The organism is Dactylosporangium sp. CS-033363 (assembly GCF_050942475.1).
In the GTDB taxonomy this organism is placed as follows: domain Bacteria; phylum Actinomycetota; class Actinomycetes; order Mycobacteriales; family Micromonosporaceae; genus Dactylosporangium.
The window spans coordinates 5,282,199-5,299,800 of sequence record NZ_CP192032.1 but is presented as its reverse complement, the minus strand read 5'-3'; the positions used below and the strand labels follow the sequence as shown (position 1 = coordinate 5,299,800).

The 17,602-nt window shown below is 72.8% G+C and carries 16 protein-coding genes and 1 pseudogene; 5 read left to right on the top strand and 12 right to left on the bottom strand.

Features of this window, described 5'->3' with window-relative positions:
• Positions 1-14: 14 nt before the first annotated feature.
• The 8 genes from ACQPZ4_RS24575 to ACQPZ4_RS24540 form a co-directional block, all read right to left on the bottom strand.
• On the bottom strand, positions 15-1,589 hold the full coding sequence (locus ACQPZ4_RS24575) for a SpoIIE family protein phosphatase (RefSeq protein ID WP_433065592.1): 1,575 nt from the start codon (positions 1,587-1,589) through the stop codon (positions 15-17).
• Positions 1,586-3,292: an ATP-binding protein gene (locus tag ACQPZ4_RS24570; RefSeq protein ID WP_433065590.1), complete on the bottom strand. Its 1,707-nt coding sequence runs from the start codon at positions 3,290-3,292 to the stop codon at positions 1,586-1,588. The genes ACQPZ4_RS24575 and ACQPZ4_RS24570 overlap by 4 nt, the downstream gene beginning before the upstream one ends.
• Positions 3,289-4,323 carry an ATP-binding protein gene (locus ACQPZ4_RS24565; RefSeq protein ID WP_433065587.1) on the bottom strand — a complete coding sequence of 345 codons (1,035 nt, stop codon included), beginning with the start codon at positions 4,321-4,323 and terminating at the stop codon, positions 3,289-3,291. Before ACQPZ4_RS24565 ends, ACQPZ4_RS24570 begins: the two co-directional genes overlap by 4 nt.
• Positions 4,320-4,739, bottom strand: a complete 420-nt coding sequence (locus ACQPZ4_RS24560; protein WP_433065585.1) for an ATP-binding protein — start codon at positions 4,737-4,739, stop codon at positions 4,320-4,322. The genes ACQPZ4_RS24565 and ACQPZ4_RS24560 overlap by 4 nt, the downstream gene beginning before the upstream one ends.
• A complete protein-coding gene (locus tag ACQPZ4_RS24555; RefSeq protein WP_433065582.1) occupies positions 4,732-5,133 on the bottom strand; it encodes an STAS domain-containing protein in 402 nt (133 codons plus the stop codon). Before ACQPZ4_RS24555 ends, ACQPZ4_RS24560 begins: the two co-directional genes overlap by 8 nt.
• Positions 5,133-5,987, bottom strand: a complete 855-nt coding sequence (locus tag ACQPZ4_RS24550) for an STAS domain-containing protein (protein ID WP_433065579.1) — start codon at positions 5,985-5,987, stop codon at positions 5,133-5,135. Before ACQPZ4_RS24550 ends, ACQPZ4_RS24555 begins: the two co-directional genes overlap by 1 nt.
• A gap of 195 nt (positions 5,988-6,182) precedes the next feature.
• Positions 6,183-6,431 (bottom strand): SCO4226 family nickel-binding protein, encoded by a 249-nt coding sequence (locus ACQPZ4_RS24545; protein ID WP_433065576.1) that lies wholly within the window; start codon positions 6,429-6,431, stop codon positions 6,183-6,185.
• A gap of 103 nt (positions 6,432-6,534) precedes the next feature.
• Positions 6,535-6,783: a hypothetical protein gene (locus tag ACQPZ4_RS24540; RefSeq protein ID WP_433065574.1), complete on the bottom strand. Its 249-nt coding sequence runs from the start codon at positions 6,781-6,783 to the stop codon at positions 6,535-6,537.
• Between the two features lie 35 nt (positions 6,784-6,818).
• Here ACQPZ4_RS24540 and ACQPZ4_RS24535 point away from each other — a divergent pair, with 35 nt between their 5' ends.
• The 3 genes from ACQPZ4_RS24535 (at position 6,819) to nth (ending at position 9,433) form a co-directional block, all read left to right on the top strand.
• Complete coding sequence (locus ACQPZ4_RS24535) at positions 6,819-7,607, top strand: methyltransferase domain-containing protein (protein WP_433065571.1); 789 nt, start codon at positions 6,819-6,821, stop codon at positions 7,605-7,607.
• A gap of 70 nt (positions 7,608-7,677) precedes the next feature.
• Positions 7,678-8,667: a malate dehydrogenase gene (locus ACQPZ4_RS24530; RefSeq protein WP_433065568.1), complete on the top strand. Its 990-nt coding sequence runs from the start codon at positions 7,678-7,680 to the stop codon at positions 8,665-8,667.
• 70 nt (positions 8,668-8,737) lie between these two features.
• A complete protein-coding gene (gene nth, locus ACQPZ4_RS24525; RefSeq protein WP_433065565.1) occupies positions 8,738-9,433 on the top strand; it encodes an endonuclease III in 696 nt (231 codons plus the stop codon).
• Here the strand turns inward: nth and ACQPZ4_RS24520 are convergent.
• The 3 genes and pseudogenes from ACQPZ4_RS24520 to ACQPZ4_RS24510 form a co-directional block, all read right to left on the bottom strand.
• A complete protein-coding gene (locus tag ACQPZ4_RS24520; protein WP_433065563.1) occupies positions 9,426-10,475 on the bottom strand; it encodes a DNA glycosylase AlkZ-like family protein in 1,050 nt (349 codons plus the stop codon). The genes nth and ACQPZ4_RS24520 overlap by 8 nt on opposite strands.
• A gap of 491 nt (positions 10,476-10,966) precedes the next feature.
• Positions 10,967-13,258 (bottom strand): annotated as a pseudogene (gene lon / locus ACQPZ4_RS24515) (endopeptidase La); the annotation flags it as partial.
• A gap of 434 nt (positions 13,259-13,692) precedes the next feature.
• Entirely contained in the window at positions 13,693-14,877 is a 1,185-nt protein-coding gene (locus ACQPZ4_RS24510) for an FAD-dependent monooxygenase (RefSeq protein WP_433065560.1), read from the bottom strand.
• 77 nt (positions 14,878-14,954) lie between these two features.
• Here ACQPZ4_RS24510 and ACQPZ4_RS24505 point away from each other — a divergent pair, with 77 nt between their 5' ends.
• Positions 14,955-15,527, top strand: a complete 573-nt coding sequence (locus ACQPZ4_RS24505) for a TetR/AcrR family transcriptional regulator (RefSeq protein WP_433065557.1) — start codon at positions 14,955-14,957, stop codon at positions 15,525-15,527.
• A 23-nt stretch (positions 15,528-15,550) separates the two neighbouring features.
• The gene (locus tag ACQPZ4_RS24500; protein WP_433065554.1) at positions 15,551-16,675 is read left to right on the top strand and encodes an MFS transporter; all 1,125 of its coding nucleotides are present in this window, start codon (positions 15,551-15,553) and stop codon (positions 16,673-16,675) included.
• A 116-nt stretch (positions 16,676-16,791) separates the two neighbouring features.
• Here ACQPZ4_RS24500 and ACQPZ4_RS24495 read toward each other — a convergent pair whose 3' ends face one another.
• Entirely contained in the window at positions 16,792-17,547 is a 756-nt protein-coding gene (locus ACQPZ4_RS24495) for a PP2C family protein-serine/threonine phosphatase (protein ID WP_433065551.1), read from the bottom strand.
• Positions 17,548-17,602 lie beyond the last annotated feature (55 nt).

The following is a 17,602-nucleotide window of genomic DNA, read 5'->3' as shown; positions in this document are numbered from 1 at the left end:
CCACCGGTTCGGGCTTAAATCCCCCGCCGGATCACCAGCATCGCCTGGTCGTCATCCGACTCGTCGCCCAGTCCCAGCAGCAGCGCGTCGCAGAACGCCTCCAGGTCCCCGTCGCCGCCGTCGGCGCCCAGCCCGGCCGCCAGGGCCAGCTGCAGCCGCTCCATGCCGTCGTTGAACGTCGACCCGCGCCGCTCGATCAGCCCGTCGGTGACCATCACCAGCGACTCGCCGGGCTCCAGGGTGAACACCGTCTCGGCGTCGTGGACGGTCGGCACCCCCAGCAGCGCCACCCGGCCCTCCACCGGCACCGCCCGCCCCGCCGCGACCCGCAGCGGCGGCGGATGCCCGGCGTTCGCCAGGCGGATCTCCCCCGACTCCAGCTCGATGCGCAGCAGGCACATCGTCACGATCTCCTCGGGCAGGAACCGCAGCATCATCCGGTTCAGCCGCTCCAGCGTCAGCCCCGGCGCGTGGTCCTCGGCCAGGTACGCCCGCAGCGCGTGCCGCACCTCCGCCATGATCGTCGCCGCGCGCAGCGAGTGCCCGGCCACGTCGCCGATCGCCGCCACCACGTGCCCCGGCACCGCGACGATCTCGTAGAAGTCCCCGCCGACGTACGCGTGGTCGCTGGCCGGGCGGTAGCGCACGGCGACGTCGTAGCCGGGCACCGGCGGCAACGACGCCGGCAGCATGCTCTGCTGCAGCGTCAGCGCCGTGCGGCGCTCCTCGTCGTAGGAGCGCAGCGCCTCCACCGCCAGGGCGATCGCCTGCCCGAGCTGGCGCAGCACGTCGTGGTCGTCGTCGGTGAACCCGTCGGCCGGCACCGCGATGTGCAGCGGCTCCCGGCCCGCCTTGGCCCGGGCCACCACCCGGAACACCGGCCGGCCGTCCCACCACGGCCCGTCGTCCTGCCCGAACAGCGACGCCCCGACCGCGCCGTCGAGCGGGTCCGTCTCGAAGTGCTCCCGGTACGCGGTCCGCATCAGCGGCACCGCCCCGGCCGCGTCGACCTCCACCGCCAGGGCCCCGGTCTCCGGCGACGCCGCCGCGACCGCCGCCGCCCCGCCGAACACCCGCGACGCGCCGACCGCGGCCAGGCGCAGCAACTCCGGCAGGCTCGTCGCCGAGTTGATCGCCTGCGTCGTCTCCACGAGGCGGGTCAGCCGCCCGGCGAGCCGCTCGGCGCGGTGCCGGGCCCGGGAGTACCGCAGCAGCGCCCCCACCGTCGCGAGCAGCTCGTCGGGGTCGATCGGCTCGGCCAGGTAGGCGTCGGCGCCGCGGATCAGCCCCTGGGTGCGGTCCACCGCGTGGATCGCCGTCGCCGAGATGTGGATGACCGGGATCGCGGCCGTGGCCGGGTCGTCCTTGATCCGCTCGGCGACCTCGAACCCGTCGATGTCGGGCAGCCGCACGTCGAGCACCACCAGCTCGGTCCCCGACGCCCCGTCGTGCAGCAGCGCCAGGGCGTCCTCGCCGGTCGCCGCCTCGATGACCCGGTGGCCCTCCCGGCGCAGCCAGCTGGTGATCACATAGCGTTTGGAGGGGCTGTCGTCGACGACGAGGATGTCCGCCGCCGCGATGGTCGTCACGGCTCCAGTCCCGCGACGAGCTCGACCACGGCCCGGCGGGTCACCGCCTCCTTGGCCAGCACCGAACGGGCGTGCGCCAGCTCGTGCGGGGCGAAGTCGGACACGTCCGCGGCCGTCACCACGAACACCGGAATCCCGGCCACGTCGGGCAGCGCGGCCAGGTCGGCGAGCATCTGGGTGCCGTCCCCGCCCGGCATCCGCAGATCCAGAAAGATCACCGACGGGTGCTCGCGGACCGCGATCGCCAGCCCGGACCGCACGTCCGCGGCCTCGCTGACCTGGTCGGCGATCCCCGCGAGGAGCTGGCGCAGCAGGTGCCGCGCGGCCGGGTCGTCGTCGACCACCAGGGCCCGCGCGACCTGCGGCAGCGGCCCCTCGCCCTCGTGCGCGTCGTCGGGCACCGCCGGGCGGGTCGGCAGCGACAGCGTGAACGTGCTGCCCTCCCCCGGCTCGCTGACCATCGTCAAAGCCCCGCCGAGCAGGGTCGCCAGCCTTCGCGCGTACGGCAGCCCGAGCCCGGTCCCGCCCGCCTGCCGCGCCCCGCGGACCTGGTGGAATTCCTCGAACACGCGGGACTGCTCGGCGAACGGGATGCCGATGCCGGTGTCGGCGACCGCGATGTACAGCCGGTCCCCGTCGACCCAGCCGCTCATCCCGACCGAGCCCCGGTCGGTGAACTTCAGCGCGTTCGTGAGCAGGTTGCGCAGGATCTGCGTCAGCAGCAGCTCGTCGCTGACCAGCGCACCGGCCGGCGGCTCCTCGACCTCGAGGTCCACCTCCGGCCGTGCGAGGGGCCGCAGCGTCCCGCGCAGCTGCCCGAACACCGCGGTCAGGTCGACCGGCGCCCAGTTCGGCTCGATCCGCCCCGACTCCGCCTTCGCGAGGTCCAGCAGGTCGTTGACCCGCGCCAGCAGGTCGGCCGCCGACCCCTGCACCAGCTCCAGCTGATGCGTCTGCTCCCCGGTCAGCGGCTCCGAGCGCGGGTCCAGCAGCAGCCGGGTCAGCCCGATGATCGCCGTCACCGGCGCCCGCAGCTCATGCGACACGTTGGCCAGGAACCGGCTCTTGGCCTCGTTCGCCTCCCGCAGCTGCGCCGAGCGCTCGTCGAGCTCCGCGTACAGGGCGACCACGCCCTGGTTGGTCTGCTCCAGCTCCTCGGACAGCTGCGTGTACAGGGCCATGACGCCCTTGTTCGTCTCCTCGAGTTCCGCGTTGAGCCGCAGCAGCTCGTCGCGGTGCGCCTGCACGTCCTCCAGCGCCGCGACGAGCTGGCGGTTCTGCACGCTCAGCTCGTCCAGCGCGGTCGTCGGCGCACTCGCGGCGAGCTCACGGCGCGCCTGCTCAAGCCGCTCCGGGTCGATCTGCCCCGGTAACCGCCGCGTCAGCACGATCCGCTCGTCGTCCACCCGCACCTCATCCATCAGCCGTCCGGCCGCCCGGACTCCCTCGAGGTTTCTGGTACCCAGGGCCGCTGATGTCACAACAATGACCAGGTGGGGGCGGGGTTCAACCGCCGTCGCGAAGGTCACCTCCCCGTCGGCGACGTCCCGCCCGACCTCGCTCAGGGCCGTCGCCACGCGCACCTGGTCCTGGTGCTCCATGCCGAGCGCGGCCGCCACCTCCCGGCCGCGCTGGCGCAGCACGAACACGTCGTGCTCCTCGCGCAGCACCATCCTCAGAAGAACCGGCTCAGGGCCGGTCACGCCGGCCAGCCAACCGCACGAGCGACCGCCACACAGGCATCATCCCGCCGCACCCCGGCATCGCGCAGCAAGGTCGCCGCCACCAGCAGCGGGTCCTGCCGCGACAACCCCGGGTAGTCGCGCAGGTTCCACCGATCCGACACCCCGTCGGAGTGCATGACCACGATCGCCTCCGGCGGCAGCTCATAGGTGAACTCGCGGACACCGCGCGCCTGGTGCCCGACGATGCCCGGCATGCTCACCATGCCCCGCCGATCCCCATCGGGAAACGCGATCGTCCCCGCGACATTGCCCAGCCCCGCGAACACCGCCGACCCGCCGCCGAGCCGCGCCACCGACACCGCCGCCCCCCGGGTGTGCGACACCACCCGGTGCACGTGCTCCACGATCGCCCCGGGCGCCTCGATCGCCGTACCCAGAAACGCGTCCACGACCGCCGCCGACGCCGCCGCGGCCAGGGACCCGTGCCCCAGCCCGTCGGCGACCAGCACCAGCAGGCCCCCGTCACCGGTCGCCCGCGCCGCGTACCGGTCCCCGCACACCTTCTCCCCGGTGATCGGCCGCGACAACCCCGCGACCCGCGCCGGCGCAACCCCGCGCCGCTCCCCCGGCCACAACTGCGCCGTCAGCACCGTGCCCCTGCCCGGCAGGGAGTAGCCGGTCGCCACGTCCGACAGCCGCTGGACCGCGCCGAGACCGATGCCGAGGGTACCGGCCGTCGAATTCCCGTCCAGCGAGCTGAACGGCAGGTCCCGCATCCCCGGCCCGCCGTCGACCGCGACCAGTTCCACCCCGCCCGCCTCGCCGCGGCGCAGGCAGCGCACCGACAGCGCACCGTTTTCGGCGTGCCGGTGCAGGTTCGACACCAGCTCGGCGGCGACGATCGCCACCTCACCGGCCCGCGACTCACTGAACCCCAGCCGGTGGGCACAGTCGACCGCGACCCGGCGGGCGACCCCCGCCGCCCCCGCGTCCTCGACCGCGACCCAGCCCAGCTCCTCGACCGTCGGCGGAACCGCAGCGGCCGTCACCGGGCCCACTTCGTCACCGCGATGCGCGTACCCGCACCGGGCGTCGAATCGATCTCGAACTCGTCCACCAGCCGCCGCGACCCGGACAGGCCCAGCCCCAGCCCGCTGCCGGTGGTGTACCCGTCGGTGAACGCCAGCCCCAGGTCCGCGATCCCCGGGCCGGTGTCGATGAACTCGGCCCGCACCCCGGCCCGCCGGCCGTTGTGCACCGCCGCGATCGTCGCGTACCCGCCACCGCCGTGGATCAGCGTGTTGCGGGCCAGCTCACTGGCCGCCGTCACCAGCTTCGTCTGGTCCACCAGCGGCAGCTTGGCCTCCACGGCCAGGACGCGGACCGCCTGCCGGACCCGCACGACGTCCTTGTCGTCGCCGATGTCCAGGCGCTGCGGCTCCTGCCCGGGGCCGGAGTCAGGCACCGTCGTCCTCGGCCGCCGTGAGGATGCCGACACCGTGGATGTGCTTCGCCGCGGCCAGGATCTCCAGCGCCTTGTCCACGTTGAGCGCGGTACGGACCCCGTTGAGCGACAGCCCCAGCTCGACCAGCGTGATCGCGACCGCCGGACGCATCCCGACCACCACCGTCTCGGCGTCCAGGACCCGCGACACGGCCGCGATCGTGGACAGCATCCGCCCGATGAACGAGTCGACGATCTCCAGCGCCGAGATGTCGATGACCACCCCGTGCGCGCCGGTGACGACGATCTGGTCGGACAGGTCCTCCTGCAGCTGCATCGCCGACTGGTCGTCGAGGTCGATCTGGATCGACACCAGCAGGATGTCGCCGATCTTCAGGACGGGTACCCGGTCCATCAGGAAGCCTTGCCCCGCTTGAGCTCGACGCCACTGGCCCGCAGCGCGTGCACGAGCGCGTCGGCGAGCGTCGCCTTCGTGGCGATGTCGCCGAACTCGATGCCCAGCGCCACCACCGTCTGGGCGATCTGCGGCCGGATGCCGGAGATGATGCACTCCGCGCCCATCAGCCGCGCCGCCACCACGGTCTTGAGGATGTGCTGCGCGACCTGGGTGTCAACCGCCGGTACACCCGTGATGTCCACGATCGCGTAACCCGACCCGGTGTCGACCAGGGTCTGCAGCAGCTTCTCCATCACCACCTGGGCGCGGGCCGAGTCCAGGGTGCCGACCAGCGGGACCGCCACCACGCCGTCCCACAGCTTCACCACCGGCGTGGACAGCTCCAGCAGCTGCTCGGTCTGGTCGGCGATGATCGCCTCGCGGGCCTTGGCGTAGGCCTCGAACGTGTACAGGCCCATCTCGTCGACGAGCAGCGAGAGCACCAGGAAGTCGGCGGGCACCGAGTCGGCGTCGGCGGCCTCCGACAGCCCGAGCACGACCTCCTTGACGGTGAACACCAGGTTCGCCGTCTCGGTCGGGGTGAATCCCTGCCGCGCCCACTCCTTGGACAGCTCGCCCAGCGCCGCGCGGGACTCCCCGCCGTGCGACCCGGTCAGCTCGCCGTCGCCGCCCTCCCCGAGCATGCCCAGCAGCGCGGCGTAGACCTCGCGCACCTGACGGGTCAGCTCGGCCTCGGTGAGCCGGCCCCGCAGCGAGCGGGCCGCGATCTCCGACCAGCGCTTCAGGACCTCGTCCTCGTGCGACCGCAGGAGCGCACTGAGCCGCTGCCTGGCCTCGGCGTTCACCTTCACCCGTCCACTCCCCCTACAACGCGTTTCGCGATTCGGAGTGGACGGTACCGCCCGCCGCTCACCCAAGCGAACGCGGACACCTCTTTGCCGTCGGACAAATTTCACACATGCGGCTCTGTTTCGTCCCCAGCGGCGCGGCGCCGCTGGGGACCCGGCTCACACCCTATTCCGCATCCTAGGAAACTAGGTTATGACTCAGACCTCCACCGGGAGCTCGTACACCTCGGTGGTGGGGTGGCCGGCCTTCTCGTGCACCCGCATGACGGCCTCCTTGCTCGGCCCCGTCGACAGGCAGAACACCTTGCCCGCCTCCGGGTCCAGCCAGGCCCGCTCGAAGTGCACCCCCTCCTCGCCCTCGACGGCGAGGTCGGCCTCGTGCGCGGCCGCCAGCTGTTCCGCCGTCACCCCGGCGAACCCGTCGTGCACATCCATGAACTTGGCCATCGTCCGTCCCCCTTGCGATCCGGGGCACGCTCCGCACCCCGCTGCGGACAAGCCTCGCCGAGCCGGGGGTGAGGACACATCGGTAAGTCTGCCGACGAAGGCGTTATAGCGTTGCGAGGCGGGTCTCGCGCTGGGCAGACTCAAGCGCCTCGCCGCGGGTGTCGCCGAGCCACGAGACCGGGCCGACCGGGTGCCCGACCCGGATCAGCTGACCGGTCTCGTCGGTCCACGCCACCAGCGGCACCGGTTCGAGGTGCTCGGTCTGCCACCCGATCACCCGACCGGCCTGAACAACCTCGTGCTCCGCCGTGGTGGCCAGCCACAGCGGCGTGTTCTGCGGAATGATCGTCATGCCAGGGTGATGCCCCGGCAACGGAGGGTACAACCATGGACAGGCTCGACGACCTGCTCGACGAGGCCGCCGCCGCCCCGGTCGAGGGCTGGGACTTCTCCTGGTTCGCCGGGCGCGCCACCGAGGAGCGCCCGCCGTGGGGCTATGCCCGCCGCCTCGGCGAGCGGTTGCGCACGGCGGCCGCCGCCCTGGACGTGCAGACCGGCGGCGGCGAGGTCTTCCGCGAGGCGCTCTCCTCCGCGTGTACCGCCGGCGCCTGCCCCGCCACCGTGGCCGCCACGGAGTCGTGGCCGCCCAACGCCGCCCTCGCCCGCGCCGCGCTGGACGAGTTCGGGGCGAGCGTCGAACAGGTCGAGGACGACGCGCCCCTGCCCTTCGCCGACGGCGCGTTCGACCTCGTCTCCAGCCGCCACCCCGTCGTCGTCGGCTGGGGTGAGATCGGCCGCGTCCTGGCCCCCGGCGGCACGTACCTCGCGCAGCACGTCGGCGTCGGCACCGCCACCGCCCTGACCGACTTCATGATGGGCCCGCAGCCGGTCGGCGACGGCCGCAGCGTCGCCCGCGCCCGCGCCGGGGCCGCGGCCGCCGGGCTCGACGTCGTGGACGTGCGGGAGGCGACGCTGCGCCTGGAGTTCCTCGACGTGGCGGCGGTCGCGGTGTACCTGCGCAAGGTGATCTGGATCGTGCCGGGCTTCACGATCCAGCGGTACCGCGACAAGCTCGCCGAGCTGCACGAGCGCATCGAGCGGGAGGGCCCGTTCACCGCGACGGTGGCCCGGTACCTGATCGAGTGCCGTAAGCCACACGGAGTGGACGGAAGGTGAACGGCCGATCGGGCGGCGAGGATAGTTTGGGGGCAGAAGCACACCCGCCGTTGCTGCCAGGAGACTTCTCATGAGCGATTCGTCCGTCAACGTCACCGTGACCGGCGCGGCCGGCCAGATCGGCTACGCGCTGCTGTTCCGCATCGCCTCCGGGCAACTGCTCGGCGCGAACACGCGGGTCAAGCTGCGGCTGCTGGAGATCCCGCAGGCCGTACGCGCCGCCGAGGGCACGGCCCTGGAGCTGGAGGACGGCGCGTACCCGCTGCTCGCCGGCGTCGACGTGTTCGACGACCCGAAGGCCGCCTTCTCCGGCGCCAACGTGGCCCTGCTCGTCGGCGCCCGCCCCCGCACCAAGGGCATGGAGCGCGGCGACCTGCTCGAGGCCAACGGCGGCATCTTCAAGCCGCAGGGCGAGGCGATCAACGCCGGTGCCGCCGACGACATCAAGGTCCTCGTCGTGGGCAACCCGGCCAACACCAACGCCCTCATCGCCCAGCGCCACGCCCCCGACGTGCCGGCCGAGCGCTTCACCGCCATGACCCGCCTCGACCACAACCGGGCGATCTCCCAGCTGTCGCGCAAGCTCTCCGTGCCGGTCTCCGAGATCCGCAAGGTCACCATCTGGGGCAACCACTCCGCCACGCAGTACCCGGACCTGTTCCACGCCGAGGTCTCCGGCCGCAACGCCGCCGAGGCTGTCGGCGACCAGCAGTGGCTGGCCGACGAGTTCATCCCGCGGGTGGCCAAGCGCGGCGCCGAGATCATCGAGGTTCGCGGCGCCTCCTCCGCCGCGTCCGCCGCCTCGGCCGCCATCGACCACGTCTACGACTGGGTGAACGGCACCGCCGAGGGCGACTGGACCTCCGCCGGCATCGTCTCCGACGGCTCCTACGGCGTGCCCGCCGGCCTCATCTCCTCCTTCCCGGTCACCTCGGCCGGCGGCAAGTGGGAGATCGTGCAGGGCCTGGACATCGACGAGTTCTCCCGCGCCCGCATCGACGCCTCGGTCGCCGAGCTCGAGGAGGAGCGCGACGCGGTCTCCCGCCTCGGGCTCATCTAGTTCGTGACGAACGGGGGGCGGTCCGGTTTCGGGCCGCCCCCCTGCGTTTGTCCGCAGTACGCTTTCCGGCGTGACTCCAGCGGCAACGGCTCTGCCTCTCGCGGAGACCAGACGGGCCCGGCGCATCCTCAAGCTGCTGCTCGCCCGCTACCCCGACCACCGCCTCGAGCTCGACTTCGCCTCCCCGCTGCAGCTGCTGGTCGCCGCGACCCTGGCCGCGCAGACCCTGGACGAGCGGGTCAACGCCGTGACGCCGATCCTCTTCCGCCGCTACCCGGCCGCCGCCGACCTCGCCGGCGCCGAGCAGGAGGAGATGGAGCAGATCCTGGTGCCGGTGGGCTACTACCGGCAGAAGACCCGCAACGTCATCAAGCTCGCCGCGACCCTCGTCGAGCGGCACGCGGGCGAGGTCCCCGCCACCCTGGACGAGCTCGTCGCACTGCCCTGGGTCGGCCGCAAGACCGCGAACATGGTGCTGGGCAACGCCTTCGCCGTCCCCGCCATCTCCGTCGACACGCACACCAGCCGCGTCGCGCACCGCCTCGGCTGGTCCCCGGAGAAGGACGTGGACGCGGCGGAGGCGGCGGTCCAGGCGCGGTACGACAAGAAGGACTGGGTCACCGTCAACCAGCTGCTGATCCTGCACGGCCGGCGGACCTGCCACTCCCGCAAGCCGGCCTGCGGCGCGTGCCCACTGGCCAAGGAGTGCCCGTCGTCGGCCCTGGGCGAGCAGGACCCGGAGAAGGCCCGCGCGCTGCTCAAGTGACGCGCTTGCGCTCTTTCGCGAGCTTGGCCGCCGGGACCTTGTCCCACAGCGTCTCGCCGTCCTCGCCCCAGATGCCGGCGATCCTTCCCCGGTACGCCACGACGGGCGAGATCCAGCCGCCCGCCCGGCTCACCTCGGCGCGGTGCTGCTTCGGCAGCGTCCGGGTGTCGGCGGTCCCGGGCCCGAGCACGAACTGGTCGAACGCCGGCAGCAGCCGCACCTCGTCGAACCTGGGTTTTGCGGCAAGGCTCTCGAGGTCCTCGGTGCGGGCCCAGAGCCGCTCGCCCTCGACGTCCACCTCGGTGATCAGGCCGTCCTCGTGCAGGCCGGCGAACCACTGGCGGAGCATCGCCTTCTTCGACTGCCCGCGGATCAGCCACTGGTCGAACGTGTCGCGCGACGCCGGCCCGTACGCCCCGAGGTACGCGGGCACCACGATGCTCGCCGCCTCATCGGGCTGCATGCTTCGGAACGACGGCCGCGTGAACGTGACCCGGTTGTCGTCGCTGTTCGGCCCGTAGATCAGCAGCCCCTGCCAGGAGAGCGGCTTGAGCACCGCACCCCACCCGGACCTGAGATGCTCCTCGAGCGACGGGTCCTTGGCGTGCTCGACGATCGCCGCCGTGAGCTGCTCCCGGGTGAGCACGTGCCCGTCGAGCGCCTCCTGCGCGGCCGCGGCCATCGCGTCCATCTGCGCCACGGTCACGAACGTCTTCTGCCACACCCCCTTCTCCCACGTCCGCGCCGCCCCGATCAGCGCGAGCTGGGCGGGGGCCTGCTTCGGTTCGAGCAGATGCAGGGTGCCGCGCACCGACCACGTTTTGACAAGCCTCTGCTCTTGTACCGCCTGACGCACCGACCCGGGATCAGGCTCACCCTGCCGCGCGGCGACGGCCTGCTCGGCACACGACGCGACCTGCGCCTGCACCCCGGCGAGCCGCTCGACCACGGCCACCGGATCGGCGGCCTCGGCGGGGCGGTGCAGCCACTGCTGCCGGCACCGCCAGTGCAGCACGTCGTCCCAGCTCAACGAGAGCGTCACGCCCGCCACGCTACCGGCGCCGCCCGCGCCGCAACGCCCCACCCGACCACTGCCCGCGACACGACGGCGCGCGGGGTGGGGCATCCGACGTTGCCGAACACGACGCGGCGCCGCACCCGACCATCGCCCACCACACGACGGCGCGCGGTGGGCACCCGACGTTGCCGAACACGACGCGGCGCCGCACCCGACCATCGCCCACCACACGACGGCGCGCGGTGGGCACCCGACGTTGCCGAACACGACGCGGCGCCGCACCCGGTGTTGCCGGATGCGGCGCCGTGTCTCCCCTACCACCCCCACGCCCCGGGTTCGGCGCGCCCCGCCAGGCGCCTTGCCGAACCCGCGGTGCGGTCTTAGATCCCGGCCGGGACGTAGTCGGGCACGGCCGGGCCATCGGCCCCGTCGCTGCCCGCGCCGTTGCTGCCCTCGCCGTTGCCGGTCGCGCCGGTCTCGGCGGTCTCGGCGGTCGCGGCCGGGTCGGTGGCGTCCTCGGCCGGGCGCAGGGCCAGGGCGAGGACGTCGGCGACGTCGGCCAGGGCGTGCACGGTCAGCTGGTCGCGCACCTCCTGCGGCAGGTCGTCCAGGTCGGGCTCGTTGCGCTTCGGGATGATGACCTCGGTCAGGCCCGCGCGGTGGGCGGCGAGCAGCTTCTGCTTCACGCCGCCGATCGGCAGGACCCGGCCGGCCAGGGTGACCTCGCCGGTCATCCCGAACTCCGGGCGGACCGGGCGGCCGGTGGCCAGCGACGCCAGCGCCGTGACCATGGTGATGCCGGCACTCGGGCCGTCCTTGGGCACCGCACCCGCCGGGACGTGCAGGTGGATGCGCCGCCCGGCGAGCTGGTTGGGGTCGATGCCGAGCCGGCGCCCGTTCGAGCGCAGGTACGACAGCGCGATGTGCGCCGACTCCTTCATCACGTCGCCGAGCTGGCCGGTCAGGGTCAGGCCGGGCTCGCCCTCCATCGAGGTGGCCTCGATGAACAGCACGTCGCCGCCCGCCCCGGTCACCGCCAGGCCGGTCGCCACGCCGGGGACGGCGGTGCGCTCGGCCGACTCGGGCGTGAACCGCGCCCGACCCAGGTACTTCGCGACCTCGTCCACCCCCACCTCGACCGGCGCCGGGTCGCTCGCCAGCGCGACGGCGACCTTGCGCAGGATCTTGGCCAGGGCCCGCTCCAGCTGCCGCACGCCCGCCTCACGGGTGTGCTCGCCGGCGATGCGGCCCAGCGCCTCGTCGGTGATGCTCACCTCGGACGCCTCCAGCCCGGCCCGCTGCAGCTGCCGCGGCAGCAGGTGGTCGCGGGCGATGGCGACCTTCTCCTGCTCGGTGTACCCGTCCAGCTGCACCAGCTCCATCCGGTCCAGCAGCGGCCCGGGGATGGTCTCCACCACGTTCGCGGTGGCCAGGAACAGCACGTCGGACAGGTCCAGGTCGACCTCGAGGTAGTGGTCGCGGAACGTGTGGTTCTGCGCCGGGTCGAGCACCTCGAGCAGCGCCGCCGCCGGGTCACCCGCGTAGCCCACGGCCAGCTTGTCGACCTCGTCGAGCAGCACGACCGGGTTCATCGACCCGGCCTCCCGCAGGGCGCGCACGATGCGGCCGGGCAGCGCCCCGACGTACGTGCGCCGGTGCCCCCGGATCTCCGCCTCGTCCCGCACACCGCCGAGCGACACCCGGACGAACTTCCGCCCGAGCGCCCGCGCGACGGACTCGCCGAGGCTGGTCTTGCCGACCCCGGGAGGACCGGCGAGGGCCAGCACCGCACCGGACCCGCGCCCGCCGACGACCTGCAGGTTCTTCTCCGCACGCCGGTTGCGCACCGCGAGGTACTCGAGGATCCGGTCCTTCACGTCCGCCAGCCCCGCGTGATCGGCATCGAGCACCGCCCGCGCGGCCGCGAGGTCCGTGTTGTCCTCGGTCCGCTCGCTCCACGGCATCTCCAGCACCGTGTCGAGCCAGGTCCGAATCCACCCGGCCTCCGGCGACTGGTCGCTGGCCCGCTCGAGCCGCCCGACCTCGCGCAGCGCCGCCTCCCGGACGTTGTCCGGCAGTTCCGCCGCCTCGACCCGGGCCCGGTAGTCCGCCGACCCGTCGGGCTCGTCCTCGCCGAGCTCCTTGCGGATCGCGGCCAGCTGCTGGCGCAACAGGAACTCGCGCTGGGTCTTCTCCAACCCCTCGCGCACGTCATGGTTGATCTTCTCGTTGACCTGCTGCTCGGCCGCGTGCGCCCGAGCCCATTCGACGAGCAGCTCCAGCCGCGCGGTGACGTCGGGCGCCTCCAGCAGCTGAATCTTCTGCTCCAGCGTCAGCCACGGCGCATACCCGGCGGAGTCCGCCAGCTCGGACAGGTCGCTGATCTTCTCAACGGTGTCGATCACCTGCCACGCACCGCGCTCCTGCAGCACGCCGATGACCAGAGCCTTGTACGCGCGGGCAAGCTCCCGCGCCTTGCCGGCCGGAACAGGCTCGCTGACCTCGGTGGCCTCGACCCACAAGGCGGCACCGGGCCCAGGCACCCCGGCCCCGATGCGAGCCCGGTCCAGGCCCCGGATCACGGCCGCCGGCTCCCCACTGGGCAGCCGCCCGACCTTCTCAAGCACAGCGACAACACCGAACGACCCATATGCACCGTCAACCCGCGGGACAGCGAGCACCCGCTTGTCACCGGCAGACCGAGCCGCGTCGACAGCCGCCTGCGTGGAGGCGTCGAGCGTCACGGGAATAACCATGCCAGGAAGCAGGACGTCGTCGTTGAGGGGTAGAACTGGAAGCGTTGCCATCAGGACACACCTGCCATCAGTAGGTTGAGCGTGTCAGGCTTAAGTTACAAACGGTGCCCCTTGTTCCCACCAGCACCTGACGTGTGACCCAGGCCACTCCACCCCACCTCAGCCCACCCGAGCCTCGAGTGCGCCGCACAGGACGGCAGCGGCCCAACGGCCAGAACGAGCCCGAACGACGACGGGCCCGACCGTGACAGCGCAGACGCCGGCGGGCGACGGCGGGCGACGGCGGGCGACGGCGGCACCAACGACCACGGCGGGTCCAGCCAACGGCACGACTGACGACGGCGGGGAACAACCGAGGCGGGCCGCAGATGTGCGCCAAGGCAACGGCACGACGGCACTGGACCGAGGCGGTGGTGGTTTGGCACTTGGGATGACCTCCCCCCGGCCCCCCCGCCCCCCCTGCCCTGCCCCCAGCCCCGCCGCCGTCAGCGAAGCGCCGGCAACTCATACCCCGGCAGCTCAAACGCCGCCGCCGTCCGAGTAGCCATCCGCTTGATCACCCAAGGCGCGATCGGCATGTACCGCATCATCTTGAACATCCGGTTCCGCTGCGCGATCTTCTTCCACGTCAGCGGCACCAGGAAGTCCGGCCCACCGTCCGCCTGCTTCTGGCACGTCGCCACGTAAGGCCGCATCAGCTCCTCGTAGCGGCGGAACGCGACCCGGTGGTCGCCCCGCGCCCGGTCCAGCTCCCCCGCCAGCACGTGCGCCCCCACCACGGCCAGGCCGGTGCCGTTGCCGCCCGGGCCGCCCGCGAACCCCGCGTCGCCGAGCAGCGCGACGCGGCCGTGGGACCAGCGGTCCAGGTGGATCTGCGTCGTCGCGTCGAACCAGAAGTCGTCGGCCTGCTCCATCGCCGCCAGGAGCTCCGCCGTCCGCCAGCCGGCGCCGGCGAAGCGGTCGGCGATGATGCGGCGCTGCTGGGCGGTGTCGCGGTAGTCGTACTCGAGGCCGGGCTCGTAGAAGCTCAGCGACACGATCTGGGTGCCGTCGTGCGGGGCCATGACGGTGACGGAGCGGCCGGGTTCGGAGTACATGATGCCGGCGCGGTCGAGGGCGAGCGTGCCGGGCATGGTGAAGATCGCACCGTACACGCCGAGGGGCTTCTCGTTTTTGGGGTCTTCGCCGAAGACCAGGCGGCGGACGCCGGAGTGCACCCCGTCGCAGCCCACCAGCAGGTCGAAGCGCTGTGCCGGGCCGCCGGCGAACCGGACGTCGACGCCGTCCTCGTCCTGGTCCACGGCCGTGATCTGGTCGCCGAAGCGGTACCGCACGCGCTCCCTCGTCGCCGCGTACAGCACCTCGGCCAGGTCGCCGCGCGGGATCTCCAGGTCGCCGCTGAAGATCGACGCGGGCAGGGCCGCCACCCGCTCGCCGGCGGCATCGACGATCGTGGTGTCGCGCATGTGGGCGGCCCTGGCCTCCAGGCCGGCGCGCAGGCCCATGCGGTCCAGGGTCGCCAGGTGGACCGGGCCGCGGAAGTCGACCGCATACCCGCCCCCGCGCAGTGCGGGCGCCTTCTCCACGACCGTGACGTCGTGCCCGTAGCGGCTGAGACAGAGCGCCAGGGCCGGTCCCGCGACGCTCGCCCCCGAAATCAGGATGTCCATGCCGGGAACCATACGCCTGTGCTACACGTTTGTATAGAACGGTCGTATAAAACGTCCGTATAGTAAGATCCGGGGTCATGGGACATCGCGAGGACCTGCTCGAGGGCGCGGTTCGCTGCATCTACGAGAAGGGGTTCGCGCGCACGACGGCGCGCGACATCGTCGAGGCGTCGGGCACGAACCTGGGCTCGATCGGCTACCACTACGGCGGCATGGCCAACCTGATGACGGCCGCCCTCGAACGGGCCATGGAGAACTGGGGCCTGTCGCTCGCGGAGGCGATCGGCAACGCCGGGGCCGAGGGGCTGACCGGGACCGAGCGCTTCGAGCGGTACTGGGAGTACATGATCGACAGCGTCCGCACCCACCGCCGGCTGCTGATGGCCACGTACGACGCGTTCGTGCAGCTGGACCAGAACGACGAGGTCCGGCGCATGCTCGTGGAGGGCATGCGCGACGCCCGGCTGCTGTGGGCCCAGGTGTTCCACGGCATCGACCCCGAGGTCGAACCGGCCCGCGCGGCCCAGGTCGGCTCGTTCTACCAGGCCCTGGTCAGCGGCGTGCTGACCCAGGTGCTCATCAACGAGGACGACGCGCCGACCGCGCAGGACCTCAGCGCCGCCGTGCGCTTCGTCGCCGCAGGCTTGTGAAAAGCCGCGGGCTGGTGGCCGGTGTGCTGCTCATCGGGGCGGTCGGCCGCGCCCCGATCACGTCGGTCGGGCCGCTGGTCGCCGACATCCGCCACGACCTGGGGCTGAGCTCCGCGGCGACCGGGCTGCTCACGGCGGTACCCCTGCTGGCCTTCGGGGTGTTTTCGCTCGTCGCGCCGCGCATCGCCGGGCGGATCGGGCTGGAACGCAGCCTGGCCCTGGCGCTCGTGCTGCTCGCGGGCGGGATCGTGGTGCGGTCGGTGCCGACCCAGCTGTGGACCGGCACGCTCGCCGTCGGCGCCGCCATCGCCTGCTTCAACGTGCTGCTGCCCGGCATCGTCAAGCGCGACTTCCCGGACCGGGTCGCGCAGCTGACCGGTGGCTATTCGGCCGCGCAGGCGGTGGTGGCGGCGGTGGCGTCCGGGATCGCGGTACCGCTGGCGGCGGCGATCGGCGGCTGGCGGTACGCGATGGGGGCCTGGGTCCTGCTCGTCCTGGTCGCGATCGTGGTCTGGCTGCCGCAGCTGCGCGGCGGCCCGGACGCCGCCGCGCCGCCCCGCCGCGCGCCGCTGCCCTGGCGCAGCGCCCTGGCCTGGCAGGTCACGCTGTTCATGGGGCTGCAGTCGCTGGCCTTCTACGTGCTGGTCGCGTGGATGCCGACGCTGGAACGCGAGCACGGCATCGCCCCGGGCATCGCCGGCTGGCACCTGTTCGCGAGCCTAGCCGCGTCGGTCGTGGCCAACCTGACCGTGCCGGTGCTCATTCGCCGCCTGCCGGACCAGCGCCTCGTCGGGGTCGTGTGCGCGGTGCTCATCGGCGCCGGGATCGCGGGCCTGCAGTGGCTGCCGTGGACGGCGGGCTGGGCCCTGGTCGCGGTGCTGGTCAACGGGTTCGGCGCCGGGATGGCGCTGGTGCTGTGCCTGTCGTTGTTCAGCCTGCGTACCCGCGACGACGCGCAGACCGCCGCCCTGTCCGCGATGGCGCAGTCGGTGGGGTATCTGCTGGCCGCGGCGGGCCCGGTGCTCATCGGGGCGCTGCGGGACGTGACGGGGGCATGGACGGTACCGGTGGCGGCGTTGTGCGGTGTCTCCGGACTGATCGCCGTGTTCTCCGTGCTGGCCGGAAGACCCCGCACCATCGCCGCGTGAAAGAGCCGGAATGGGTGGGCCGAACGGCTCGTGTGAGACGGACCCGTCCCCACTAGGGTGGATTTGCGCCAAGATCGGCAACGGGGGCGGTGACCATGCCGTGGTCACCGCAAGATCTAGGCGACCTTCACCACGACCGTCGTGGCGTTGTCCCGGCCGCCCGCCTCCAGGGACGCGGCGACCAGGGCCGACGCCATGACGTCGGGGGCCGCGCCGGAGCCCAGGGTGCGCTCCATGAACTGGTACGGCACCTGCTCCGCGATCCCGTCGGTGCACAGGCAGTACACGTCGCCGGGGAACATCGTCACGCTCAGCACGTCGGGCTCGGGCAGCCCGGGGTGGCCGATGAAGCGGTGCAGCTGGTAGCGCGCGGCGGCCGCCTGCGGCGAGTCGGCCGGGTACCAGCCGTGCACCGCGCCCAGCCACGCCGCCGTGTGGTCGACGGTGAGCAGCTCGAGGAGTCCGCCGCGCAGGCGGTACACCCGGCTGTCTCCGATCTGCGTGACCCAGGCGCCGGTGGCGTCGGCGACGAGGGCGGTCAGCGTGCAGCCGGTGAGCTCGCGCAGCTCCTGCCCGGCCGCGCGGACCCGGCGCTGGGCGTCGGCGATCGCGGCGAACAGCGGGGTCGGCTCGAACGGGCCGCGGTGGTCCTGCACGGCGGTGGTGAAGACGTCGACGGCCATCCGCCCGGCGGTCCGGCTGCCCTCGCCGGCGCCCATCCCGTCGGCCACGACCGCGCACAGACCGGGACGGCGCTGCAGCTCGGCGGCGTGCAGCACGTCGAAGTTGGCCGGATAGCGCCGGCCGATGTCCGTGGCGGCCCCGACGCTGAGCAGCCGCCCCGCGCCCTGGACCTCGATCGTCATCGCCATCGACGGCAAGGGTAGCCGTTGCCCGGCTGGCCGGGTGGCCCCGTATTCATCCACC